Origin of the sequence: Vibrio agarilyticus (assembly GCF_012641465.1) — a bacterium.
Classification (GTDB): Bacteria; Pseudomonadota; Gammaproteobacteria; order Enterobacterales; family Vibrionaceae; genus Vibrio; species Vibrio agarilyticus.
Genome location: NZ_JABAIK010000008.1, coordinates 67288 through 92095 on the forward strand (window position 1 = coordinate 67288; position 24808 = coordinate 92095).

Consider the following 24808-nt stretch of genomic DNA (forward strand, 5'->3'; position numbering starts at 1 on the left):
CGTTGTTGGTCACACGTTATGCAAAAGCTTACGATCCTTGGCGCTACCGGTTCGATTGGTGCCAGTACCCTGAAAGTAGTGGCTCAAAACCCCGAACAATTTTCGGTAGTGGCGTTGGCAGCAGACTCAAATGTGGTCGCTATGACGCAGCTTTGTCAGAAATGGCAACCGCAGTATGCCGTCATGGCTAATCCCGATGCCGCAATGAAGCTGGCACAAGCGCTTCATCATATTGCGCCCAAAACACGCGTTTTGGGGGGAGTAGAAGCGCTATGCGATATCGCCGCGTTGAGTGAGGTGGATACGGTTATGGCGGCGATTGTCGGTTCGGCGGGATTATTGCCCACCATGTCGGCAGTGCAGGCGGGTAAAAGGGTGCTTCTTGCGAACAAAGAAGCGCTGGTTATGTCTGGGCAACTTTTCATTGATGCCGTGGCACGATATGGTGCGACGCTGTTGCCGGTAGATAGCGAACACAATGCGATTTTCCAATGTTTGCCGCCTGCCGCACAAACGCAATTGGGGCGTTGTGATCTCAACGCTGCGGGCATTGAAAGTGTGCTTTTGACTGGATCAGGCGGGCCTTTTCGCTACAGTGACATTGCGACATTGAGTCAGGTCACGCCAGCGCAAGCCATCGCTCATCCAAACTGGTCCATGGGACCGAAAATTTCAGTCGATTCCGCCACTATGATGAATAAGGGACTGGAGTACATCGAGGCTAAGTGGCTGTTTAATGCCGCGCGCGAGCAGCTGAAAGTGATTATTCATCCGCAATCGGTGATTCACTCGATGGTTCAATACCGAGACGGTTCGGTGCTTGCCCAGATGGGCGAGCCTGACATGGCAACACCAATTGCTTATGCGATGGCGTATCCGCAACGTATTTCAGCAGGTGTGAAGCCACTGGATTTTACTCAAGTGAGTGAATTGACGTTTATGCAGCCAGATTTTGCGCGCTATCCTTGCCTCGAACTGGCGATTGACGCTTGTTATGTTGGTCAACATGCGACGACAGCGCTGAATGCCAGTAATGAAGTGGCGGTCGCGGCATTTTTGGCGGGCAAGCTTAAATTTACTGAGATTGCGGCAATTAACGAACGAGTGCTAAATCAGGTTTGTCAAACGCACCATGCGGCGCAGATGAACTCGATTGATGCGTTGCTTGAACTTGACAGCTACGCACGCGCACTTGCCGCGACTGGCTTGTAATCTCAACAACAAAGGTGACGTATGTCGGTCTTTATTTGGAACTTGTTATCTTTCTTGGTTGCCTTGGGTATTTTGGTAACTGTGCATGAATTCGGCCACTTTTGGGTTGCAAGACGCTGTGGTGTTAAGGTCGAAACCTTTTCCATCGGCTTTGGTAAGTCGATTTGGAGTCGCAAAGGACAAGATGGCACCCAATACACGGTCGCGATGATCCCACTGGGCGGCTACGTCAAAATGTTGGACAGCCGTGTTGAAGAAATCGCCGAAACGGATAAACAGTTTGCGTTTGATCACAAACCCTTATGGAAACGCACTGCGATTGTTGCCGCTGGCCCTATATTCAACTTCTTATTTGCCATCTTTGCTTATTGGTTGGTTTTTCTGATAGGTGTTCCGGCGGTAAAACCCGTGATTGGTGAGGTGACCCCTCATTCTATCGTGGCCCAAGCGGGTATTGAGCCAGGAATGGAACTAAATACCATTTCAGGTATCAAAACACCGGATTGGGAATCGGTTAATATGGGGCTTATTTCCCATATTGGTGATGACGAATTACCGCTGAGTGTCACGGTTGCTGATGAGTTAGGCGCACCACGCGAGATTGTACTCGACATTTCTAGCTGGTCATTTAATCCTGAAACGGAATCGGCGATGCAGTCGCTGGGATTTTTGCCTTATCGACCGGCTGTCACTACCACGTTGGCGATGGTGTCAGAAGGTGGGGCGGGCGAACGCAGTGGTTTGCAAGTGGGTGATACACTTCTTGAACTGAACGAGAAGCCAGTGACTCAGTGGCAACAAGTCGTGGAGACCATACGTGATAATGCAGAACAAGCGATCTCGGTAACGGTCTTGCGCGAGGGTGAGCGCTTATCGTTGACTCTCCGCCCAGATAGCCGCAAAGTAGCCGACGATCAGCAAATCGGCTTTGCTGGCGTCGCGCCACAAACGGAGGCTTGGCCAGAAGAATATCGTTTTGATATGCAATATGGTCCGATAGCCGCCGTCGGTAAAGCGGTAGAAAAAACAGGACAAGTGATCGACTTAACTCTCAGCATGTTGAAAAAATTGCTGGTGGGAGATGTGGGCCTTAATAATTTAAGCGGTCCAATTTCGATTGCCAAAGGTGCAGGAACGACCGCCGATTATGGCTTGGTATACTTCCTTGGCTTTTTGGCGCTGATCAGCGTAAATCTCGGCATTATCAACTTGGTGCCACTGCCAATGCTCGACGGTGGACACCTGCTGTTTTTTGCCATTGAAGCGGTGATCCGCAGACCGGTACCAGAAAAAGTGCAGGAAATGGGCTACCGAATTGGTGGAATGATCATTTTCTCTTTGATGGCGCTCGCTTTATTTAACGATTTTTCTCGTCTGTGATGATGACAGGCGAATTGCAGTAGCAAGGAACAATTAGAACCATTATGGCGATCAAGCAAACCCTGTTAGCGACGTTATTAGTGACCAGTGTATCGGCTAACAGCGCGCAAGACTTTGTTGTGAAAGATATTCAGATTGAAGGCCTACAGCGCGTTGCGTTGGGTGCTGCGCTCTTGAATATGCCAATCCGTGTCGGTGACACGGTTAATCAAAAAGACGTTGCCGATATCATTCGCGCGCTTTACGCCTCGGGTAACTACGAAGACGTGAATGTGGCGCGTGATGGCGATGTGCTGGTCATTTCGGTCAAAGAGCGTCCGACGATTGCCAGTATTTCGTTTTCTGGCAACAGCGCGATTAAAGATGAGCAGCTTCAACAAAGCTTAGATGCTGCTGGCATTCGTGAAGGGGAAGCGCTCGATCGCACCACCTTGAGCTCGAATGAGCAAGCACTGGAAGACTTTTACTATAGCGTTGGTAAATACAATGCCAATGTGAAAGCGGTTGTCACCCCATTGCCGCGTAACCGTGCCGATCTCAAATTTGTGTTTACCGAAGGTGTGTCGGCCAAAATTGAACAGATTAACTTCATTGGCAACCAAGTGTTCACCGATGATGAGCTACTGTCACGCTTTAACCTTAACGTCGACTCACCTTGGTGGAATTTTCTGGCTGATGACAAATATCAAAAGCAAGTGCTTGCCGGCGATATTGAAGCGCTTCGCTCCTATTACCTTGACCGCGGCTATTTGAAGTTTGATATTGAATCGAGCCAAGTGGCGATCTCACCTGACAAGAAAGGCGTTTACATTACCCTTGAGCTCAATGAAGGGTTGCCTTATACCGTTAGTGACGTGGTGTTCCGTGGCGATTTGATTGATAAACAGGACGAGTTTGAAGCACTGGTTCCATTTGAAGCCGATGAAACTTACAACGGCACACGTGTGACCGGCATGGAAGAGGGCATTAAACGCCTACTGGGTGAGTCCGGCTATGCGTACCCTCAAGTGCGTACGATTCCAGAGTTTGATGACGAAACTCAACAAGTAGTACTGAACGTGCAAGTTGAGCCTGGAAATCGCATCTATGTGCGTGATATTCGCTTTACCGGCAACAACACGACCAAGGATGAAGTGCTGCGCCGCGAAATGCGCCAAATGGAAAGCAGCTGGCTAAATGCAAAAGCGTTAGAGACCAGTAAGTCGCGTTTGGACCGACTGGGCTTTTTTGAAACCGTCGACGTGCAAACCGTGCGGGTTCCCGGTACGGATGACCAAGTGGATGTGGTTTATACCGTAAAAGAAGCTAACTCAGGCAACATTAACTTTGGTGTTGGCTACGGCTCAGAGTCGGGTGTCAGTTTCCAAGTGGGCTTGCAGCAAGATAACTTCATGGGGTCGGGCAATCGTGTTGGCATCAGTGCCACGATGAACGATTACCAGAAAAACGTCAGCTTGGAGTATCGCGATCCCTACTGGAACCTCGATGGTGTCAGTCTGGGCGGTAAGATTTTCTATGACGAATTTGAAGCCTCTGAGGCCGGTATTGTTGACTATACCAACGAAAGTTATGGCGTCAGTTTGACCTGGGGCTTCCCATTTGATGAACTCAATCGTTTTGAATTTGGCGTTGGCTACACTCATAACAAGATTGGTAACTTGTCGCCATATCAACAAGTTGAGAAATTCCTCGAAGCCCAAGCGAAAAACATCGACAGTAACGGTGCGCTGAATGTCGATGACTTTGATTTCTCACTGAACTGGATTCGCAACAACCTGAACCGGGGTTATTTCCCAACTGCGGGTAACTACCAAAGTGCGTTTTTCAAAGCGACGGTACCGGGTTCAGACGTTCAGTATTTCAAACTGCAATACGACTTACGTCAGTATTTCCCACTGACAAAAAGCCATGACTTTTCTTTACTGTTTCGCGGCCGTTTAGGCTACGGCAACGGTTATGGAAAAACCGACGGCAGAGACAATTTGTACCCCTTCTATGAAAACTACTACGCTGGTGGCTTTACCACGCTGCGTGGGTTTGGGTCAAACTCCGTCGGTCCTAAAGCGGTCTATCGTGAAACCAATACGGAGACTTGCCCAGGATTTAATGGCTGTGACATCGCGACCGACGACGCTGTGGGTGGTAACGCGATCGCATTAGGCAGTCTTGAGCTGATTTTCCCAACTCCGTTTGCATCAGACGAAGCACGCAGCCAAGTGCGTACCAGTGTGTTTGTCGATGTGGCGAGCCTTTGGGATACGGAATTTGATTATCGCCAAGGTGGCGCCTCTTACGGCGAAAAATATTACTATGATTATGCCGATCCGAGTAACTACCGCGCCTCTTATGGCTTGGCCTTACAATGGGTATCGCCAATGGGACCTTTGGTCTTCTCACTAGCGAAACCGATTAAGAAATATGACGGTGATGACGAAGAGTTTTTCACCTTTACCATCGGAAGAACCTTCTAATTTGAGGATATTATTGTGAAAAACTTTGTGAAAGCAGCAAGTCTAGGTTTTATTGTGTTGAGCGCGTCATTGGCGACGACAGCTGCAGAAGCGGCGCAAAAAATTGGTTACGTAAACAGTGCCCAGATTTTCCAAGCATTACCTCAACGTGAGATTGCACTGCAAAAGATGCAAGCGGAATTTAAAGACCGCGAGCAAGAGCTAAAAGCGATTGAAGCTAAGGCCAAAACCATGATTGAGAAACTGCAACGCGACGGTCAGTTGATGAGCAGTGAAGAGCAAGACAAACTGAAAATTGAAATTGGTCAACTTGACAGCCAGTTCAAGATCAAAGCGCAATCTTTGACTCAAGATAGCAAAAAGCGTGAAGCAGAAGAGACGCAAAAATTGTTTGAAACCATTCAAACTGCAGTGAATAAAATTGCTAAAGATGAAGGCTACGATATGATTTTGGATGCGCGTTCACTTTCTTACGCGAAACCAGAATACGATCTTTCTGAAAAAGTGATCAAAGCACTTAAGTAAGGCATGACAATGACATTAACTCTTGCTGAGCTCGCGCAAATCACCGGCGGTGAACTGTTTGGTGATGCTTCAATTACGGTATCGCGTGTGGTACCCATGGATAAGGCACGCAGTGGCGATATTACCTTTTTGTCGAACCCCAAATACGCAAAATTGTTGCCGGAATGCCAAGCGGCGGTCATTTTAGTTAAAGCGGCGCAAAAAGATCTCTGTCACACCAACACGATTGTGGTTGATGATCCTTACGTGGCCTTTGCCCGCACTGTGCAGGCGCTGGATACCACGCCTGCTCCTGCAACTGATATCGCCCCTTCGGCGGTCATCGCCGCAGACGCTGTTATTGGTCGCAATGTGGCGATAGGCGCGAACGCGGTGATTGAATCCGGCGCGGTGCTTGAAGATGGAGTTATTGTTGGCGCTGGCTGTTTTATTGGTCAGCGCGCCAAATTGGGTCGCGGCACTAAACTTTGGGCCAATGTCTCGATTTATCATGAAGTGGTACTCGGTGAGTCGTGTCTGGTGCAGTCTGGCGCGGTGATTGGTTCGGATGGTTTTGGCTATGCCAATGAAAAAGGGGAGTGGATTAAGATCCCTCAACTTGGCACCGTACGTATTGGCAACCGTGTTGAAATTGGCGCTTGCACAACCATCGACCGTGGTGCACTTGATGATACCGTGATTGAAGATAATGTGATCATCGATAATCAGCTGCAAATCGCGCACAACGTGCAGATCGGATATGGTACCGCGATGGCCGGTGGTACTATCGTGGCAGGAAGCACTCACATTGGTAAATATTGCCAAATTGGTGGTGCATCTGTGCTGAATGGCCATATTACCATTGCCGACGGCGTGATAGTCACAGGCATGGCGATGGTCATGCGCAGTATCGAAGAAAAAGGGATCTATTCGTCTGGAATTCCGTTGCAAACCAATAAAGAGTGGCGTAAAACCGCTGCGCGAGTTCATCGCATCGAAGAGATGAACAAACGCCTTAAAGCATTGGAAAACAGTGAATTAGCAGCGAAAGAAGACTGAGATCCAATAATGATAAAGGCAGTGAGCTTTGAGGAAACTCATTCTTGTATGCGCCTTTTTAAGAGACTCGCTGCGGCGAGTTTCTTTCCTTTATTATTTTAGAATTTGACTCATACCCCTCATAGGTTGAAAGTTGTCAAATTCAGTGTATTCGTGCTTAAGCTGTGGGTCACGCTACAGCTTTAAGCCTTAACAGTTAATCGCTTTCCGCTGGAACGCTTTAGTATAGGAATATCGCTTTGACCACTGAAAACAAAACGATGAATATCACGGAGATCCAATCGCTCCTTCCTCATCGCTACCCCTTCTTAATGATCGATCGTGTTATTGATTTTCAAGAAGAAAAATACCTTCATGCGATCAAGAACGTGACGGTCAATGAGCCACAATTTACCGGGCATTTTCCTCAACTTCCTGTGTTTCCAGGGGTGTTAATTCTGGAAGCTATGGCACAAGCGACAGGCTTGTTGGCGTTCAAATCATTTGGTGCACCAGCAGAGAATGAGCTTTACTACTTTGCCAGTGTTGATGGCGCCAAATTCCGTAAGCCAGTATTGCCCGGCGATCAATTGATCATTGAAGTGGAATTTATTAAAGAACGTCGCGGAATTGCGGCATTTAACGGTGTAGCCAAGGTCGATGGTGACGTGGTATGTTCCGCGGAACTGAAATGTGCCCGTAGAGAGTTTTAATATGATCGATCAAACCGCTCAAATCCATCCAACAGCGGTGGTTGAAGCTGGCGCTGTGATTGGTGCTAACGTAAAGATCGGCCCATTTTGCTATGTGGATGGTAAAGTGGAAATCGGCGAAGGCACTGAGCTGATGTCTCACGTTGTCGTCAAAGGCCCAACCAAAATCGGCAAAGAGAACCGAATTTTTCAGTTCGCTTCTATTGGCGAAGAGTGTCAAGATCTAAAATACGCGGGCGAAGACACTCAGCTGATTATTGGCGATCGTAATACCATTCGTGAAAGTGTTACTATGCATCGTGGCACGGTACAAGATAAAGGTATCACTCAAGTTGGTAGCGATAACCTGTTTATGATCAACGCGCACGTCGCTCACGATTGTGTGATTGGTGATCGCTGTATCTTTGCCAATAACGCCACGTTAGCCGGTCATGTCACTGTGGGTAATCAAGCCATTATTGGTGGTATGTCGGCCATTCATCAGTTCTGTCAGATTGGCGATCACTGTATGCTAGGTGGCGGCTCAATCGTGGTACAAGACGTGCCGCCTTATGTGATGGCGCAAGGCAACCATTGTGAGCCTTTTGGTATCAATGTCGAAGGGTTAAAGCGTCGTGGCTTTGAGAAAAAAGCGATTCATGCCATTCGCCGCGCATACAAATCACTTTATCGCAGCGGTTTAACCTTAGAGCAAGCAAAAGAGGCCATTGCCGCAGAAGCGCAAGAATTCCCAGAGGTGGCGCTGTTTTTGAGTTTCCTTGAGCGTTCAAAGCGTGGCATTATTCGCTGATATTGACGCTATTGCTTTTTGAGCTGCAACACAGGTAACAAATAAAAGATCGCAAACGCCGCGGTCTTTTTTATTTTGGTAGAGGAAAAGATCATGCAATCCAAACCGCTGCGCATTGGTATCGTTGCCGGAGAGCTGTCCGGCGATACTTTAGGCGAAGGACTGATGAAAGCAATTCGTCGTCAATACCCCGACGCTCAATTTGTCGGCATTGGTGGCCCCAAAATGCAAGCGCTTGGCTGCGAATCTTTGTTTGATATGGAAGAGCTTGCGGTAATGGGCCTAGTGGAAGTGTTAGGCCGATTGCCACGTCTGCTCAAAGTCAAAGCGGAGCTGGTGCGCCATTTTGTGGCGAATCCGCCCGATGTATTTGTTGGCATCGATGCGCCCGATTTCAATTTACGACTGGAACGTGATTTAAAAGACAAAGGGATAAAAACGGTTCATTATGTGAGCCCATCGGTTTGGGCATGGCGGCAAAAACGCATTTTTGGCATCGCGAAAGCGACCAATCTCGTGCTCGCTTTTTTACCTTTTGAAAAAGCCTTCTACGATAAGTATAACGTGCCTTGTGAGTTCATCGGCCACACATTGGCGGATGCGATTCCACTTGAAACACCAAAACAGCCTGCGCGAGAATTGTTGGGTTTGGCGCTTGATAAACGCTGGCTGGCTGTGTTGCCAGGCAGTCGTGGCAGCGAGCTGAATATGCTCTGTGAGCCGTTTATTAAAACCTGTCAGCAACTGCACCAAGCCGATCCTAACCTCGGTTTTGTTGTCGCTTTGGTCAACCCCAAGCGCCGCGCTCAATTTGAAGCCGCTTGGCAGCAGTTTGCGCCAGAGCTAGAGTTTGTTCTGGTCGATGACACGGCGCGCAACGTAATCAGCGCGGCTGATGTGGTGATGCTTGCGTCAGGCACGGTCGCGCTTGAGTGCATGCTTATCAATCGACCTATGGTGGTGGGCTACAAGGTGAATGCGCTCACCGCTTGGTTAGCCAAGCGATTGCTGAAAACTCAGTATGTGTCGCTGCCTAATATTCTTGCCGATAAAGCCTTGGTGAAAGAGTATCTTCAAGATGATTGCACTGTCACCAATTTAGCGACAGAGGTGACGCGCTTACTCAATGGCGATAATCAAGCGTTATTAAATCAATTTGAACAGATGCATCAATGGATTCGCAAAGATGCGGATAATCAAGCGGCGCAGGCCGTTTTGACCTTGATTCATCGTTAGAGAACAGTTTATGGCAGCAAAACAAAACCTTGACCTTGGTCCGTTTGAAATACCGCAAGGCTACCAATGGGTAGCTGGCGTAGATGAGGTAGGACGTGGTCCTTTGGTGGGCGATGTGGTTACCGCTGCGGTCATTCTTGACCCGAACAACCCGATTGAAGGGCTTAACGATTCAAAAAAACTCAGCGAAAAAAAGCGCCTTGCGCTGTTTCCTGAAATTCAACAAAAAGCACTGGCGTGGTCGGTTGGCCGCTGCTCGCCGGAAGAAATCGACGAGTTAAATATTTTGCAGGCGACCATGGTGGCGATGCAGCGCGCAGTGGCGGGCTTATCGATTCAACCCGATTTAGTGTTGGTGGATGGTAATCGCACCCCAACGCTTGCGATGGACGCGCTTGCTGTGGTGAAAGGGGATCTGCGCGTGGCACAAATCAGCGCCGCTTCGATTATCGCCAAAGTGGTGCGCGACGCAGAAATGGATGAGTTGGATGCACAATACCCTCAATTTGGCTTTGCCAAGCACAAGGGTTACCCGACTAAAGCCCATTTTGAGGCGATTGCCGAGCATGGCGTCATTGCCGAGCACCGCAAAAGTTTTAAGCCTGTTAAGCGCGCCTTGGGTATCGAGGAGTAATCTCGTAGAATACGGTGGCTTGTTGTATTTAACTCAGGTTTGTTTTCATCAGTAAAGGTTTTCAGTTTTCGAATGTCGATGTCCGATCCTAAATTCATTCACCTTCGCGTTCACAGTGACTTTTCCATGGTCGACGGCTTGAATAAAGTCCCACCATTGGTGAAGAAAGTGGCGGAGCTTGGCATGCCAGCTATGGCGCTGACAGATTTTACCAACCTATGTGGTTTGGTGAAGTTTTATGGCACAGCCCACGATTGCGGTGTGAAGCCAATCATTGGCGCCGACTTTCGCATGCAATCGCCCGAATTTGGCGATGAGCTGACCTCTTTAACCATTTTGGCCGCTGATAATCAAGGGTATAAAAACCTTACTTTACTGATTTCAAAAGCGTATTTGCGTGGTCATGTTCAGCATCAACCTGTGATTGATAAAGCCTGGCTGGTGGAGTTTTCCGCCGGTTTGATTATTCTTTCTGGGGCCAAAAATGGCGAAATTGGCCGCGCTTTACTGAAGGGCAATAAGCAACTGGTAGAGAGCTGCGTCGCGTTTTACCAGCAGCATTTTAGTGACCGTTTTTATTTAGAATTGATCCGCACAGGCCGTGCCGATGAAGAGACCTATCTGCACTTTGCGCTTGAGTTGGCAGAAACGCATGATTTGCCTGTGGTTGCCACCAATGAAGTGGTCTTTTTAGCCTCAGATCTGTTTGACGCTCATGAAATTCGCGTTGCGATTCATGATGGTTACACCCTGGAAGATCCTCGTCGTCCAAAACATTACAGCCCGCAACAGTATCTGCGCAGCGAAGAAGAGATGTGCGCGCTTTTTGCCGACATTCCAGAAGCACTACAAAATAGCGTCGAGATTGCGAAACGATGCAATGTCACTGTGCGTTTAGGCGAGTATTTCTTGCCAGCTTTTCCAACCGAAGGCATGAAAGAAACCGAGTTTTTGGTAATGAAATCCAAAGAGGGTTTGGAAGAGCGTCTCGAGTTTTTGTTCCCCGATCCCGCTGTTCGCGCAGAGCGACGTCCAGAATACGACGAACGTTTGGATGTCGAGCTTGAAGTGATCAACAATATGGGATTTCCTGGTTACTTTTTGATTGTTATGGAGTTTATCCAGTGGTCAAAAGATAACGACATTCCCGTAGGCCCAGGACGTGGTTCAGGCGCCGGTTCCTTAGTTGCGTACGCACTCAAAATCACTGACTTAGATCCGTTGGAATACGACCTGCTGTTTGAACGTTTTTTGAACCCTGAGCGGGTTTCGATGCCCGATTTTGACGTCGATTTCTGTATGGATAAACGCGACAGGGTGATTGACCACGTGGCGGAAATGTACGGTCGTGATGCGGTATCTCAGATCATCACCTTTGGAACCATGGCGGCTAAAGCGGTTATTCGTGATGTTGGCCGTGTGCTTGGTCACCCGTTTGGTTTTGTTGACCGCATTTCAAAATTGGTGCCGCCTGATCCGGGCATGACGTTAGAAAAAGCCTTTAAAGCCGAGCCCGCACTACCAGAGCTGTATGAAGCGGATGAAGAAGTTAAAGAGCTCATCGACATGTGTCGATTGCTCGAAGGCTGTACGCGAAACGCGGGCAAACACGCCGGTGGTGTGGTGATTTCTCCCACTACGATTACAGACTTTGCGCCGATTTATGCCGACTCTGAAGGCCATTTCCCTGTTACCCAGTTTGATAAAAACGATGTCGAAACGGCAGGCTTGGTTAAATTTGACTTTCTTGGCTTGCGCACGCTCACCATCATTGATTGGGCGCTAGGGCTGATTAACCCACGCCTTGAACGCGAAGGTAAAGCGCCAGTGCGGATTGAGTCGATTCCACTGGATGATGCTCAATCGTTCCGCGTGTTGCAAAATTCAGAAACTACCGCGGTTTTCCAGCTTGAATCTCGTGGTATGAAAGAGCTGATCAAACGACTTCAGCCAGACTGCTTTGAAGACATCATTGCATTGGTAGCACTGTTTCGCCCCGGGCCGCTACAATCGGGCATGGTGGATAACTTTATCGACCGTAAGCATGGCCGCGAAGAGATTTCTTATCCGGATGCGACGTGGCAGCATGAGTCGTTAAAGGAAATTCTAGATCCCACTTACGGCATCATTCTTTACCAAGAGCAGGTCATGCAGATCGCTCAGGTGCTGTCTGGGTATACCCTTGGCGGCGCAGATATGTTGCGCCGTGCGATGGGTAAGAAAAAACCAGAAGAGATGGCCAAACAGCGCGCCACGTTTGAAGACGGTGCGGTGAAAAATGGCGTTGATGGCGAATTGGCGATGAAAATCTTTGACTTGGTGGAAAAATTCGCCGGTTATGGTTTTAACAAATCGCACTCAGCCGCTTATGCGCTGGTCTCTTACCAGACATTGTGGCTCAAAACGCACTTCCCTGCGGAGTTTATGGCGGCGGTGATGACCGCCGATATGGACAACACTGAAAAAGTGGTCGGCTTGGTTGATGAATGTTTTCGCATGAAACTGACCGTGTTGCCACCGGATATCAATGCGGGTCTGTACCGATTTAATGTTGATGATACGGGTGCGATTGTCTACGGTATTGGCGCGATAAAAGGGGTGGGTGAAGGCCCGATTGAAGCCATTTTAGCCGCGCGAGAGAAAGGCGGTTACTTTAAAGACTTGTTTGATTTTTGCGCGCGAATCGATTTGAAAAAAGTCAATAAGCGCGTCATCGAAAAGCTGATTTATGCAGGTGCCTTAGACCGACTGGGGCCACACCGCGCAGCATTAATGGCATCTCTAGATGATGCGGTAAAAGCGGCCAGCCAACATCATCAAGCGGAAGCGTTTGGTCAGACAGACATGTTTGGAGTATTGACCGAAGAGGCGCATGAGGTTGAGCACAAATACATTCAAGTGCCGCCTTGGCCTGAAAAAGTATGGCTTGAAGGTGAGCGAGAAACGCTGGGGCTGTATCTGACGGGCCATCCGATAAACGCTTATTTAAAAGAGCTGCGTCAGTACACCAGTTGCCGATTAAAAGACGCCACGCCCACTCGGCGCGATCAATCCATTACCTTGGCAGGTTTGGTGATTGCGGCTAAGGTGATGACAACCAAGCGTGGCACCCGTATCGGTTTGATGACACTCGACGATCGCAGTGGTCGTATAGAAGTGATGCTGTTCTCAGATGCGCTTGATAGATATGCAGAACTGCTTGAAAAAGATAAAATTGTGGTGGTTTCGGGACAGGTCAGCTTTGATGACTTTAACGGTGGGCTTAAAATGAATGCTCGCGAAGTTATGGACTTAGGTCTTGCGCGTGAGAAATTTGCGCGAGGACTGTCTGTCTCCATTGCTCAAACCCAAGTTGATGATCAATTCTTTGACCGTTTTAGCCGTATTTTAGAACCGCACAAAGCGGGCACAGTACCGGTCCATGTCTATTACCGACGCTCTGATGCACAAGCGCGTTTGACGCTGGGAACGGAGTGGCGAGTAACGCCTAGTGACAACTTGATTGATGATTTGAAACAGTTGCTCGGTAATGAGCACGTGGAACTCGAATTTAACTAATTTTTGCCCACTGGCCGTTTGGTGGTGAGTGGGGCACAATAATGATACCGTCGATATTCTCGCCTCATCATGTGACAATGAGGCAAACATACGCGAAAAGCGTTAATCTTGTTCTCTTGGCAGCAACGACTTTTAGCAGCAACTGAAAGTAGCGTGTGCCGCAAATGAATGGCCTGAGCCAAGGCGAGAATATCACGAACCAGATGACTCAAAAGGATCCTTAGATGAGCTTAAACTTTCTTGAATTTGAAAAGCCAATTGCTGAGTTGGAAGCCAAGATTGAAGCGTTACGTGATGTGTCGCGTCACGGTGGTGATTCAGCCATTGACTTGGATAAAGAAATTGAACAGCTTGAGAAAAAAAGCCTTGAGCTGAAAAAGAAAATCTTTAATGACCTCGGTGCCTGGGAAACCGCGCAACTGGCTCGCCATCCTTTACGTCCATACACCTTGGATTACATTGAGCACATCTTTACTGAGTTTGACTTGCTTGCGGGCGATCGGGCGTTTGCCGACGATAAAGCGATTGTTGGTGGCATTGCTCGCCTTGATGGTCGTCCTGTCATGGTCATTGGTCATCAAAAAGGTCGTGAGACCAAAGAGAAGGTCCGTCGTAACTTCGGCATGCCCAAACCAGAAGGTTACCGTAAAGCGCTGCGTCTCATGAAGACCGCGGAGCGTTTTAACATGCCTATCATCACCTTTATCGACACCGCTGGCGCCTACCCAGGTGTTGATGCCGAAGAGCGCGGTCAGTCTGAAGCGATTGCGACCAACCTTAAAGTGATGTCGGGGCTCAAAGTGCCCGTGATTTGTAACGTGGTTGGTGAGGGTGGCTCTGGTGGCGCGCTCGCCATTGGTGTCGGTGACTATGTCAACATGCTGCAATATTCCACCTACTCGGTGATTTCACCTGAAGGTTGTGCGTCGATTTTGTGGCGTGATTCCGATAAAGCACCACAAGCGGCAGAGGCGATGGGTCTCACCGCGCCACGCTTGAAAGAGTTAGAGTTGATTGATGAAATTGTTGAGGAGCCGCTTGGTGGTGCCCATCGCGATCATCAAACCATGGCTGCGAACCTCAAAGCGGTTCTGTTGCGCCAATTGGCCGATCTTGAGCCTCTTGAGAGTGATGTATTGCGCGAACGCCGTTATCAGCGTCTGATGAATTACGGTTACTGCTAAGAGATACGCTACCCAAACAACTTGGCGATGCAGGTAGGCGCCAAGCGAGCAGAGCCTCTGAACCATAGATTAGCTATGTGATGAGGTTTGTGAGTGCCAGTCAACAACGCTGTAGCGTCAAGTAGGCAGGGTATACTACTGTATACCCAAGTGACCTCAAGATGCGGGATTCAGAGCCGGCTCACTGAGCTGAGAGCAAGGCAAACAACGCAGCGAAATAGCGAGTCTATTTTCAAGTTGTTTAACGCCGCTATCGGTTCAGTGATTGGCTCCCAAAGGGCGAGCTGCCTTGGCTCATCAGCTTTGTTGACGATTTTCGATTGAGAGCCACTCAATCTTCAAATCCTCGCCTTACTGACAAACCAAGTCATTCTCGCTGAACCACGCATCTTGAGGTTACTTGGGTATAAAGGGTTGAGTTAATTTATGATGCTCAACCCTTTTTTATTTGTCTGTGCTTTTTTACGGTGCTTTTATGACTGCCACTCCGCGCTTTTCTATTGAGCTTGACGCTCTGTACCGCAGGTTTTGTCAGGATCTTGAACAGGCTCTGCCAAGTGGTCAATGGGTTGTTGCATTGAGTGGTGGCCTCGACTCTCAGCTATTACTTTATTTTTCAAACCGCTATTGCAAAGCACACAACAAATCGCTGATTGCTGTTCATGTGCATCATGGACTCAGCGACAATGCGGATGCTTGGGCGCAAGCGTGCGCTCAGCGTTGTCAAACACTGGGCGTGGAGTGTGTGATTGAGCGCGTGAGTTTGTCAGGCTCTGGTGGCATTGAGCAGCAAGCGCGACGCGCGCGTTATCTCGCATTGGAAAAACACATTCAACGCGGTGATACACTGCTAACCGGGCAACATGGTGATGACCAACTCGAAACGGTGTTACTGGCGCTTAAACGTGGCAGTGGCCCACGAGGGTTAGCGGCGATGGGGCAATTCACGGCGTTTGGTCAAGGGCATCTCTTGCGCCCGCTACTGAAGTTTACGCGAGCGGAGCTTGAGTTTGCTGCAAATGAGCTGAATTTGGCGTGGGTGGAGGATGAAAGCAACGATGACATTCGCTTTGAGCGTAACTATTTACGTCATGAGGTGATCCCACCGCTGCGGCAACGTTGGCCGAACATCGCCCAAGCGGTCACACGCAGCGCAGAGCTTTGTGCAGAGCAAGAGCAACTGCTTATGACGCTGATGCGTCCACGGCTTGATGCGATAATGAGCCGAGATAACGCGCTTTCGATTGCGCAGTTACAGCAAGAATCGATGGCTGCGCGCCACTACTTATTGCGTTTATGGCTTGATGAGAATGGTGTGTTAATGCCCACTTACGCTCAGTTACAAGCCATGTGGCAAGATGTTGCGATGGCGCAAGAGGATGCAAACCCCGTATTCCAGCTCGGCAGTGGTCAAATTCGGCGCTTTTCAGGTCATTTGTACTTTGTTACCCAGACTCAATCACTGGCCTTTTGGCATCAGCCGTTGACGCTGGGGCAGACTACTATTTTGCCAGATGGTGTTGGCTCACTCACATTGGGCGGTGATCTTCTTGACGCGATCCCGACTTTGCAAGCGTGTGATTGGTCTGCGTCATTGCGTTTACCTCAGCAAGGTGAATCGTGGCAGATTGTGTTTGAACCTCAAGGCCGAATGGCCCATCCAGAGGGGCGTGTAGGTTCACGCAAACTGAAAAAACTGTTTCAGGAGTATCATGTTCCGAGTTGGCTGCGTCGCCGAATTCCGATCGTGCTGTGCAATGAAAAGGTGGTTGCTGTCGCAGGTTTGTTTGTCGATCGCGATTTTTCTGGCTCAGATTGTGCGCTCATTTGGCGCAAGTCATCCAAATTCGTGCCAGACTCGTAGGTATACTCGAATATGGGTATAAAACAAAGATAACGAGCACCACGTCGCAAGGAGAAGCAATGAAGCATTTAATGAAACCCGCCATCATGACCCTCGCCTTTACTATAAGCACGTTTTCAGTGTCTGCATTCGCAGCAGGCGATGCCGCCGCAGGTCAGGCAAAATCAGGTGTCTGCGCTGCCTGTCATGGTTCGGATGGTATCGCGACCATTCCTGGCTATCCAAACTTGAAAGGGCAGAACGAGCAGTATTTGGTTTCGGCCATGAAAGCGTATAAAAACCAAGAGCGGAAAAGTCAGCTCGCAGCGATCATGCAGCCGCAGGCTATGATGCTAAGCGATCAGGATATTGAAAATTTAGCGGCTTATTACGCAGGCCTTTAAGCCACGTTCAATCGGGCATAGAGATTGAGAGTGACTTGGGTATAATGTAGCGACAAATGACCGTTTAAGGGATGAACATGAAAAAAATTGAAGCGATTATCAAACCATTTAAGCTTGATGATGTTCGTGAAGCACTTGCAGAAGTGGGTATCACTGGCATGACAGTATCAGAGGTCAAAGGATTTGGCCGTCAAAAGGGTCACACCGAACTGTATCGTGGCGCTGAATATATGGTCGATTTTTTGCCTAAAGTGAAGCTGGAAATTGTCGTGACAGAAGAAGTGGTCGATAAGTGTGTTGATACCATTATCGAGACGGCGCAAACCGGCAAAATTGGCGATGGTAAAATTTTCGTCACGTCAGTTGAGCGAGTGATCCGCATTCGTACTGGCGAAGAAGACGAAGACGCGATTTGATGCTAGGCTGATATACCCAAACAACTTCAAGTGGGGCGGGTATAAGCTGCATTCTATTAATTTAATCTGTCGGGAGCGTTTGCTCCCCTTTTTTATCGTATGAAAAAGAAACTTATTGTCATTCTATTCGGGATTGTTGCGTTAGCACTGGGATCATTTTCGACGATTTTTTCCGTCTCCGATACGCCAGAGCTCACCACCATATCACCGCAACTGACTCCGACCCAAACGCAGCAAGAACTGCGCTGTTTTGATTCAAGCGGCGTGCAACCTATCGATAATCAAGGCGTTTTGAGCGTTTTGGTATGGAACATCTACAAACAAAACCGAGCAAATTGGCAAAAAGAACTTGAAGAGTTGAGTGCACAAGCTCAGCTTCTGTTGCTGCAAGAGGCGCGATTAGATGCCACTCTCAAGCAGTGGATAGAAAGCAACGGCTGGAATGGTAATCAAGTGAATGCGTTTAAAGCGTTTGATGAGGCCTCTGGCGTGTTGAATCTTGCCAAAGTATTGCCCACTCGTGCTTGCGGATATGTCGAAAAAGAGCCTTGGTTACAACTGCCGAAATCGGGCATCTATGCCACGTACCCGCTCTCCAATGGTCAAACTCTTGCAACAGTCAATTTGCATGCAGTCAATTTTACCTTAGGGGTGGCGGAATATCAGAATCAGCTCGATACGCTCGCCCAAGCGGTCGCAGCGCACCAAGGTCCATTAATAATTGCTGGGGATTTTAACAGTTGGAGTGAGACAAGAATGGCGACGATGCGCGCGGCGCTGCAGAGTCTTGGCGTACAAGAAGTCATGTTTTCACCAGACCTGCGCACTGAGTTTGTCACAGGATTGCCGCTTGATCATCTGTTTTATCGAGGGTTGATTTTGCAATCGGCTCAAGTCACTGAGACAGATGCATCGGATCACAACCCTCTTTCTGCTCGATTTTTGCTACCAAGCCTTAGTGAGCAATAAGAATCACTAGCGCCCAGATAATGAAGTAACTGAGCCAAGGTAGGCTGGCGATAACCAATGCCTGACCTCGTTCAAGCGGCGTCCATGTCAAAACGGCCGCATAACCTAACACAATGTACCAAGGTAGCAATAGGGGAAAGGCGCTGGCCCAACCCGACCAAGGGTGGCTCAGAGGCAACTTTAACAGGCCGTTGAGGCTGTTAAGATCCGCCGCGTAGCTAACCACCGCATTTTGATTTAGCGTAAGGCTTGCGTAACTGGCAAAATCCCCAAGTACCGCAGGAAACAGCATCACGCTGGCAGCGGCAAACCATTTCCAAAAACCGTGTGCTTGGCTAGCTCGTGTTGCCAACATAAACCAGAGGGCAAGCATGAGTAGTGTCATGACGCGTGCCGTGATGTCGTTAATAATTTCAACCACCATCAACGTTTCAGGCGTAAGCAATGCGGCTTGCTCTGAGTTTAATTGCGCTGCGTCACTGAGTAAAATACCACTTAACCAGTCAAAGTTAACGCTGGAAAAATAAGCCCCCCAAAAAAGAAACGGGCTTATCATCAATAAAATGAACGGTTGCCAACCCCAACTTCCATGTTGGTGTAGCGCGATAAAGCTGGCACTGGGCGCTCGAAAGATATCGAGCACCAGGACGAGAGGGTTACGCGAAGCCGTCATACACTGACCTTAGTCACATCGACGTACAGTTTAAGCTGCTGCCCAGGTTTCAGGTACTTCTGATTGTGTAGTGAGTTCCACTGCACAATATCGTTTCCTTTTACTTTAAATTTCGAGGCAATGTGGCTGATGGTGTCACCACTGCGCACTTTGTAGAACACGGTGCGGATCACCGCGCCGTCTGTGCTCTTCTTCCAAATCACCAGCTTTTGGCCAATGCGCAAGGTATCTTTTGGTCCCATCCCATTCCATTTAGCGAGAGATTGGTGCGACACTTTGTTGGCTTTGGCTATGCTCCAAAGGCTATCGCCCGACTTCACCACATGGCTCAGTTTGATTTCGCCTCGTGCTTGAGTTTGTGTCTTTTCGAGGCGATTGTTCGCCGTGAGAGCATAATCACTGTCACTTTGAACTGAATTTGGGATCAGCAGATATTTGCCTGCTTGAATCGTGTTATTACTCAATCCATTGGCTTTGCGGATCAATTCGCTGGTGGTATTAAAGCGTTTAGCAAGCAAACTAATCGCGTCGCCTGATTTCACTTTATAACGTACTAGCTTGACCCCTTTACCCCGATTAGCCTCAAGCTCTGTCATGAACCGCGCTTGGCTCTCCACTGGAATAAGCAATTGATGCGGCCCTTCGGGAGCGGTTGACCATTGGTTATACGCTGGGTTGTACCCTTGTAGCGTTTTAGTCTCAATGCCGGCGTATTGAGCGGCAATGGCAAGATCAAGCTGCTCTTTAGGATCGACAGAAACTAAGACGGGCTCGTTGGCAATCAAAGGAATATCAATGCCGTATTTCTTTTGATTTTTTACGATATCCGCCAGTGCGAGTAATTTAGGCACGTAGCTGCTGGTCTCTTTTGGCAAATCCAAAGAGAAGAAATCGATCGCTTTACCCGCTTTGCGGTTTTTACGAATGGCACTGGAAACTCGCCCACCACCGCTGTTGTATGCCGCAATAGCGTGATGCCAGTTGCCATCGAACCGCTCGTTAAGATCGGTCAGAAAATCCAACGCAGCATCCGTTGCGGCAAGCACGTCACGACGGCCGTCATACCAGTAGCTTTGGTCAAGACCGTACATTTTTCCGGTCGCAGAGACAAATTGCCATAGACCCGATGCACTGCCGTGAGAGTAGGCAAAGGGATCAAAAGAGCTTTCGACAATTGGCAACAGTGCCAATTCCAGCGGCAGTCCACGCGCTTCAATGCGCTCGGTGATTAAGTAAAGAAACGGTTTTGCACGTTCCGATACCGTTTTTAAATGACCGGGATGTTTTAAGTACCAAGTGCGGTAGTAATCAACTTTTTTATGCTTCGGAATCGACATCTCCAATTGCATTGCAATGCGTTGCCATACATCATCTTGCTCTTGTGGCGTGATAACTTTTGGCACAGGAATGGGTTGCTCTGCAACTTTGCTTGGTTCCGGTTTGCTTGGTTTAACAACCTCGGAAACCGTCGATTTTTCAGGGGGTTGATTTGTTTCAGGTGTGGTGTCGGTACTGCTTGGAGGCTGGTTGAGTTGGCATCCAGCGAGCATAAACGCCAACACCCAGCTGTACTTTAAACGCATGGGGTCCGCCTATATAACTCTAGGCTGCCGATAATATGGCCTGACTAACTTTGACACAACCCCATGATGGTTAAAATTCGTTTTTCCACTCACGTAAAGCTGTAAAAATCGAGAGTGGATCGCTATTTACAGTGCGTTGATTTGTTGATTGGATGACTTCTGGCTGGTCGAGACGCAAAAACGGGTTAATGAGCTTTTCTTGACGCAAAGTTGACGGCAAACTGGGCAAATTTAGCCCACGTAAACGATTAACATCGTCGCGATACTGCTGTAAGTGACCATTATTGGGCTCGACGGCAAGGGCAAAAGCTAAGTTGCTTAAGGTGTATTCGTGTGCGCAGTAGACTTCGGTTTCTTGAGGTAAACGCGCGAGTTTGGCCAGTGAGTCGTACATTTGCTGATAGGTGCCTTCAAACACGCGACCGCATCCGGCAGAAAACAGCGTATCACCACAAAATAATTTGCCATCGCCAACATAGGCAACATGTCCGAGTGTGTGGCCGGGCAGTCCAATCACCAAAAATGTCTCATCAAACAGTGAGATTTGGTCGCCATCTTCAATAGGGTGGGTGAGTGTTGGGATCGGTTCTGCTTTGGGACCGACCACATCGACATCTGGATAGGCGCGCACTAAATCGGGAACACCACCAATGTGATCGTTATGGTGGTGCGTGATGAAAATCGCCTCTAAAGTTAATTCATGCTGTTGAATATACTCTAAGACCGGTTTGGCATCCCCAGGGTCAACGACCGCACAGCGGCCATCATGGTTTTCAATAAGCCAGATGTAATTATCATTAAATGCGGGTATGCTTTTGATCTGTAACACGATTAATACTCCAGTTACCTAAGATTAGGTGGTGAATGAAGCCAGCACTCAGTAGTAAGAACATACAACATCCGCAAGCATGGGTCGAGATGCATAATGGGCCTTGGATGCAGGATTCGATTCAAACGCGGCTTGACGAATGGTGCCCACGTTTATTTGGCTATCATATGCTTAAGCTTGGCGGCTTGAGCTGTGAGTTGACCAGCTGTTGTTGCAACATTCAACACCAGGTGAATGTTGATTTTGGCCATCCGTTTGCAAGCGTCATTGCTGATCGCTATGAATTGCCTTTTGTTGAAAAAAGCTTTGATGCGGTTGTTCTGGCGCATCAGCTTGAATATTGTAGCGATCCTCACCGGCTATTGCGTGAAGTGGACCGAGTGATGATGGACGATGGCCACTTGATCCTGACAGGCTTTAACCCACTCAGCTTAATTGGCCTTAGTAGCATCATGCCTTGGCGTAAACACGCATTGCCATGGAGTGGGAGAATGTTTACACCAAACCGAATCAAAGATTGGTTAGGCGTGCTCAATTATCAAGTGATTCATTGCGATCAGTACGCTCTTTTTCCTTATCAGCGCTATCACACCATGTGGACTTGGCTAGAAAACAGTGTCGGTGGCTGGGCCTCAGGCGCGGGCAGTTTCTATTTTATGGTGGCACGGAAGCGTACCTACCCGCTAAAACCCATCAAGCCTCACTGGCGATTTAAACGCCGCTTTTCGCCCGTTGGTGTGATGAACCGTGAAGGTTGCCGCCGCACGATGCGTTAAGGTTGATAACCCGTATCGTCTTCTGTTGGGTGCTCAGCGGCAGAGCGAGCCAGCTCGTCGCACATTTCATTTTCGCGGTGCCCTGCATGACCTTTAACCCAGCGCCAGTCAATTTGATGGCGTTGGCTCTCTTTATCAAGCGCTTGCCATAAGTCAGCATTTTTGACAGGTTTTTTGTCTGCGGTTTTCCAGCCCCGTTTTTTCCAGTTGTGGATCCACTGGGTGATCCCTTGTCGTACATATTGACTGTCAGTAGTGAGCGTCACATGACACGATTCTTTTAGCGTTTGCAGAGCGACAACCGCCGCCATCATCTCCATGCGATTATTGGTGGTGAGGCGATACCCTTTGGCTAATGTCTTTTCAGTCTGCTTATAGCGCAGTACGACGCCATAGCCGCCCGGCCCCGGATTCCCAAGGCATGAGCCATCAGTGAAAATTTCAACGTGTTTTGTCATGTCGTTTGCTGTGTGTTTTTTGGTATGATGGAGGGAACTCGTATTGAGTCGCCTCAAAACTTTGGAATAGTCTGACACATAAATTTATGAATACCAGCAACAATTCAGAATACAGCCGCATTGTCGTGCTCGATACCGAAACCACAGGTATGAACCGAGAAGGGGGCCCGCATTATCAAGGCCACCGCATTATTGAAATCGGGGCGGTTGAAATCATCAATCGTAAGCTGACGGGACGACATTTTCACGTCTACCTCAAACCTGATCGCTCGATTCAAGACGAAGCGGTGGAAGTGCATGGTATTACCGATGAATTTTTGGTCGATAAGCCCATTTACGCAGAGGTACATCAAGAGTTTTTAGACTTCATTCGAGGGGCTGAGCTGGTGGCTCATAACGCGCCGTTTGACGTCGGTTTTATGGACCACGAATTTGCGATGCTTGACGCCAATATTGGTAAAACCGATGACTTTTGTCATGTCACCGATACCTTGGCAATGGCGAAAAAAATCTTTCCGGGCAAGCGTAATAACCTTGATGTGTTGTGTGAGCGCTATGGTATTGATAACTCACATCGTACACTCCATGGCGCTTTGCTCGATGCGGAGATCTTAGCCGACGTATACCTACTGATGACGGGTGGGCAAACGTCACTTGAATTTAGTGGTGATCGCCAAGCGGGTGGGGCTGAGGGCATTCGCCGCGTCACACAATCGCGCAAAGCACTTAAAGTGTTGCTTGCATCGGCCGATGAAGAAGCAGCACACCAAAAGCGTCTTGAAATGATGAAAGCGCCGCTTTGGTTTGGAGACGTTCATTAAAGAGGCGGCATAGGCGAATGACAACAGCCAAATATATCAATACAAAAACACAAATAGGGCGCGTTTTGGCTGTTCTGCTGTGTGTCATCGGAGTGTTTTTGAGTGCGAGTCATGTTGCGTGGGCGCAAGTGGCTTCCAGCGTCTCGTTGCTCGATAACCGCTTTCGCGTCGATCCCAGTATCGAACAGATCACTTTTGTCATTTATCGAGAAGAAGCCTCTTCTCCTGTGGTATTGGTTCGTCCCGATGGGGAAAAATATTACGCTTGGAAAGCATCTGATGGTGTGCGTTGGCATCAAGAATCGGCGGTTGATATTATTTCAATTGATGATCCTATGCCCGGCCCATGGCAAGCGATTGGCAAAGTGACGCCAAAAAATAATGTTAAACTCATTTCTCATCTGGCTCTAACCACAGATACGTTACCGCTGCGCTTGTACCAAAGTGAGCAACTAAAATTTAATGCCCGCTTGACTTCTAACGGCGAGCCTTTGGTATTGCGTGATTTTCTCGACCGCGTCACGCTTAAAATTACCCTCACCAAATTTGTTGAGAACGAATCGAGTTTGGTAAAAGAAGCGCGCCCCATTCCGTTGGTGCTGGGTGAGTTTCGCGATGACGGTCAAGATCTCGATGAGAAAGCCGGTGACGGGGTCTTTACCGTGCGTTTATCGCTAGATGTTGCGCCGGGGAAATATCGCGCTCAGGTTGTCTCGGGTAACGGCGTCTTTTTGCGCGCGCAAGAGCAAGAAGTTTTAGTCTATCCTGCGCCCATCACGACAACCTTTATTCAAGCGCGCACGGCTGAGCAAGAGCACAAAGTGATTGTATCTGGAGAGCCAGCAATGGTCGCACCAGGGTCTTTGTTGGTGGATGTGGTGCATCAAGGGCCTGAAACTCACCGCTATCAAGGGCAAGGTCAGGCCGAAGCGGAACGGCAAAAGGTGCAAGTGAGCCTGCCCAATAACACCGATAATGGCCAATATGCATGGTCTGGTCAGGTGTTTGCCACTGAAGCCTCTTCAGGGCGACCATTAATGTTTCCCATCTCAGAGCAAACTTACAGTGTGGTAGAAGAGGTGGATTTAGCCAAAGCGCAGCAAGAACGGTTGGCACAAATCGCGCTGGAACAAGAGCGACGCCTTCAACAGGCGACACTTGAGGCGCGAGAAGATAAGCGAACACGCAGTCTCATCGTGATCCTGCTTGGAAATTTTGCGGTGATCTTGCTGTGCGCAGCGCTGTGGTTATGCTGGCGCAAGTGGCAAGCGCGTAAAGCAGCACAACCAGAAATGCAGTTGACACTCAAAAAATAG

22 protein-coding genes are annotated in these 24808 nt (G+C 48.7%); 18 read left to right on the forward strand and 4 right to left on the reverse strand.

What is annotated here, in order from left to right; all coding sequences use genetic code 11:
- Positions 1 to 18 precede the first annotated feature (18 nt).
- The 15 genes from ispC (at position 19) to HGP28_RS09750 (ending at position 18352) form a co-directional block, all read left to right on the forward strand.
- Positions 19 to 1212, forward strand: coding sequence for a 1-deoxy-D-xylulose-5-phosphate reductoisomerase (gene ispC / locus HGP28_RS09680; RefSeq protein ID WP_168836255.1), 1194 nt, complete (start codon positions 19 to 21; stop codon positions 1210 to 1212).
- Positions 1213 to 1233: 21 nt separating this feature from the next.
- Positions 1234 to 2592 (forward strand): sigma E protease regulator RseP, encoded by a 1359-nt coding sequence (gene rseP, locus HGP28_RS09685; RefSeq protein ID WP_168836256.1) that lies wholly within the window; start codon positions 1234 to 1236, stop codon positions 2590 to 2592.
- A gap of 44 nt (positions 2593 to 2636) precedes the next feature.
- Positions 2637 to 5063, forward strand: coding sequence for an outer membrane protein assembly factor BamA (gene bamA, locus HGP28_RS09690; RefSeq protein ID WP_168836257.1), 2427 nt, complete (start codon positions 2637 to 2639; stop codon positions 5061 to 5063).
- 15 nt (positions 5064 to 5078) lie between these two features.
- Positions 5079 to 5588 (forward strand): OmpH family outer membrane protein, encoded by a 510-nt coding sequence (locus tag HGP28_RS09695; protein ID WP_168836258.1) that lies wholly within the window; start codon positions 5079 to 5081, stop codon positions 5586 to 5588.
- Between the two features lie 9 nt (positions 5589 to 5597).
- Complete coding sequence (gene lpxD, locus HGP28_RS09700; RefSeq protein WP_439333848.1) at positions 5598 to 6626, forward strand: UDP-3-O-(3-hydroxymyristoyl)glucosamine N-acyltransferase; 1029 nt, start codon at positions 5598 to 5600, stop codon at positions 6624 to 6626.
- Between the two features lie 239 nt (positions 6627 to 6865).
- Entirely contained in the window at positions 6866 to 7318 is a 453-nt protein-coding gene (fabZ, locus tag HGP28_RS09705; RefSeq protein WP_168836260.1) for a 3-hydroxyacyl-ACP dehydratase FabZ, read from the forward strand.
- A gap of 1 nt (position 7319) precedes the next feature.
- A complete protein-coding gene (gene lpxA, locus HGP28_RS09710) occupies positions 7320 to 8108 on the forward strand; it encodes an acyl-ACP--UDP-N-acetylglucosamine O-acyltransferase (RefSeq protein ID WP_168836261.1) in 789 nt (262 codons plus the stop codon).
- A 93-nt stretch (positions 8109 to 8201) separates the two neighbouring features.
- Complete coding sequence (gene lpxB, locus HGP28_RS09715; protein ID WP_168836262.1) at positions 8202 to 9344, forward strand: lipid-A-disaccharide synthase; 1143 nt, start codon at positions 8202 to 8204, stop codon at positions 9342 to 9344.
- Positions 9345 to 9354: 10 nt separating this feature from the next.
- On the forward strand, positions 9355 to 9978 hold the full coding sequence (rnhB, locus tag HGP28_RS09720) for a ribonuclease HII (protein ID WP_168836263.1): 624 nt from the start codon (positions 9355 to 9357) through the stop codon (positions 9976 to 9978).
- 78 nt (positions 9979 to 10056) lie between these two features.
- Positions 10057 to 13536 carry a DNA polymerase III subunit alpha gene (gene dnaE / locus HGP28_RS09725; RefSeq protein ID WP_168836264.1) on the forward strand — a complete coding sequence of 1160 codons (3480 nt, stop codon included), beginning with the start codon at positions 10057 to 10059 and terminating at the stop codon, positions 13534 to 13536.
- A gap of 224 nt (positions 13537 to 13760) precedes the next feature.
- Complete coding sequence (gene accA, locus HGP28_RS09730) at positions 13761 to 14720, forward strand: acetyl-CoA carboxylase carboxyl transferase subunit alpha (protein ID WP_168836265.1); 960 nt, start codon at positions 13761 to 13763, stop codon at positions 14718 to 14720.
- Between the two features lie 475 nt (positions 14721 to 15195).
- Entirely contained in the window at positions 15196 to 16584 is a 1389-nt protein-coding gene (gene tilS / locus HGP28_RS09735; protein ID WP_168836266.1) for a tRNA lysidine(34) synthetase TilS, read from the forward strand.
- A gap of 86 nt (positions 16585 to 16670) precedes the next feature.
- The gene (locus tag HGP28_RS09740) at positions 16671 to 16967 is read left to right on the forward strand and encodes a c-type cytochrome (protein WP_211091954.1); all 297 of its coding nucleotides are present in this window, start codon (positions 16671 to 16673) and stop codon (positions 16965 to 16967) included.
- 77 nt (positions 16968 to 17044) lie between these two features.
- The gene (glnB, locus tag HGP28_RS09745; RefSeq protein ID WP_168836267.1) at positions 17045 to 17383 is read left to right on the forward strand and encodes a nitrogen regulatory protein P-II; all 339 of its coding nucleotides are present in this window, start codon (positions 17045 to 17047) and stop codon (positions 17381 to 17383) included.
- Between the two features lie 99 nt (positions 17384 to 17482).
- Positions 17483 to 18352 carry an endonuclease/exonuclease/phosphatase family protein gene (locus HGP28_RS09750; RefSeq protein WP_168836268.1) on the forward strand — a complete coding sequence of 290 codons (870 nt, stop codon included), beginning with the start codon at positions 17483 to 17485 and terminating at the stop codon, positions 18350 to 18352.
- Here the strand turns inward: HGP28_RS09750 and HGP28_RS09755 are convergent.
- From HGP28_RS09755 to gloB, 3 genes are all read right to left on the reverse strand, one after another.
- Positions 18339 to 19025, reverse strand: a complete 687-nt coding sequence (locus HGP28_RS09755; protein WP_168836269.1) for a YIP1 family protein — start codon at positions 19023 to 19025, stop codon at positions 18339 to 18341. The genes HGP28_RS09750 and HGP28_RS09755 overlap by 14 nt on opposite strands.
- Positions 19022 to 20608: a lytic transglycosylase gene (locus tag HGP28_RS09760; RefSeq protein WP_168836270.1), complete on the reverse strand. Its 1587-nt coding sequence runs from the start codon at positions 20606 to 20608 to the stop codon at positions 19022 to 19024. The genes HGP28_RS09755 and HGP28_RS09760 overlap by 4 nt, the downstream gene beginning before the upstream one ends.
- 70 nt (positions 20609 to 20678) lie before the next feature.
- Positions 20679 to 21437, reverse strand: coding sequence for a hydroxyacylglutathione hydrolase (gene gloB, locus HGP28_RS09765; protein WP_168836271.1), 759 nt, complete (start codon positions 21435 to 21437; stop codon positions 20679 to 20681).
- Between the two features lie 35 nt (positions 21438 to 21472).
- Here gloB and HGP28_RS09770 point away from each other — a divergent pair, with 35 nt between their 5' ends.
- Complete coding sequence (locus tag HGP28_RS09770; RefSeq protein ID WP_168836272.1) at positions 21473 to 22213, forward strand: class I SAM-dependent methyltransferase; 741 nt, start codon at positions 21473 to 21475, stop codon at positions 22211 to 22213.
- On the opposite strand, the gene rnhA is transcribed toward HGP28_RS09770, so the two are convergent.
- Positions 22210 to 22671 carry a ribonuclease HI gene (gene rnhA / locus HGP28_RS09775; protein ID WP_168836273.1) on the reverse strand — a complete coding sequence of 154 codons (462 nt, stop codon included), beginning with the start codon at positions 22669 to 22671 and terminating at the stop codon, positions 22210 to 22212. The genes HGP28_RS09770 and rnhA overlap by 4 nt on opposite strands.
- 86 nt (positions 22672 to 22757) lie before the next feature.
- Here rnhA and dnaQ point away from each other — a divergent pair, with 86 nt between their 5' ends.
- Positions 22758 to 23492, forward strand: coding sequence for a DNA polymerase III subunit epsilon (dnaQ, locus tag HGP28_RS09780; protein ID WP_168836274.1), 735 nt, complete (start codon positions 22758 to 22760; stop codon positions 23490 to 23492).
- A 17-nt stretch (positions 23493 to 23509) separates the two neighbouring features.
- Complete coding sequence (locus HGP28_RS09785; RefSeq protein ID WP_168836275.1) at positions 23510 to 24808, forward strand: TIGR03503 family protein; 1299 nt, start codon at positions 23510 to 23512, stop codon at positions 24806 to 24808.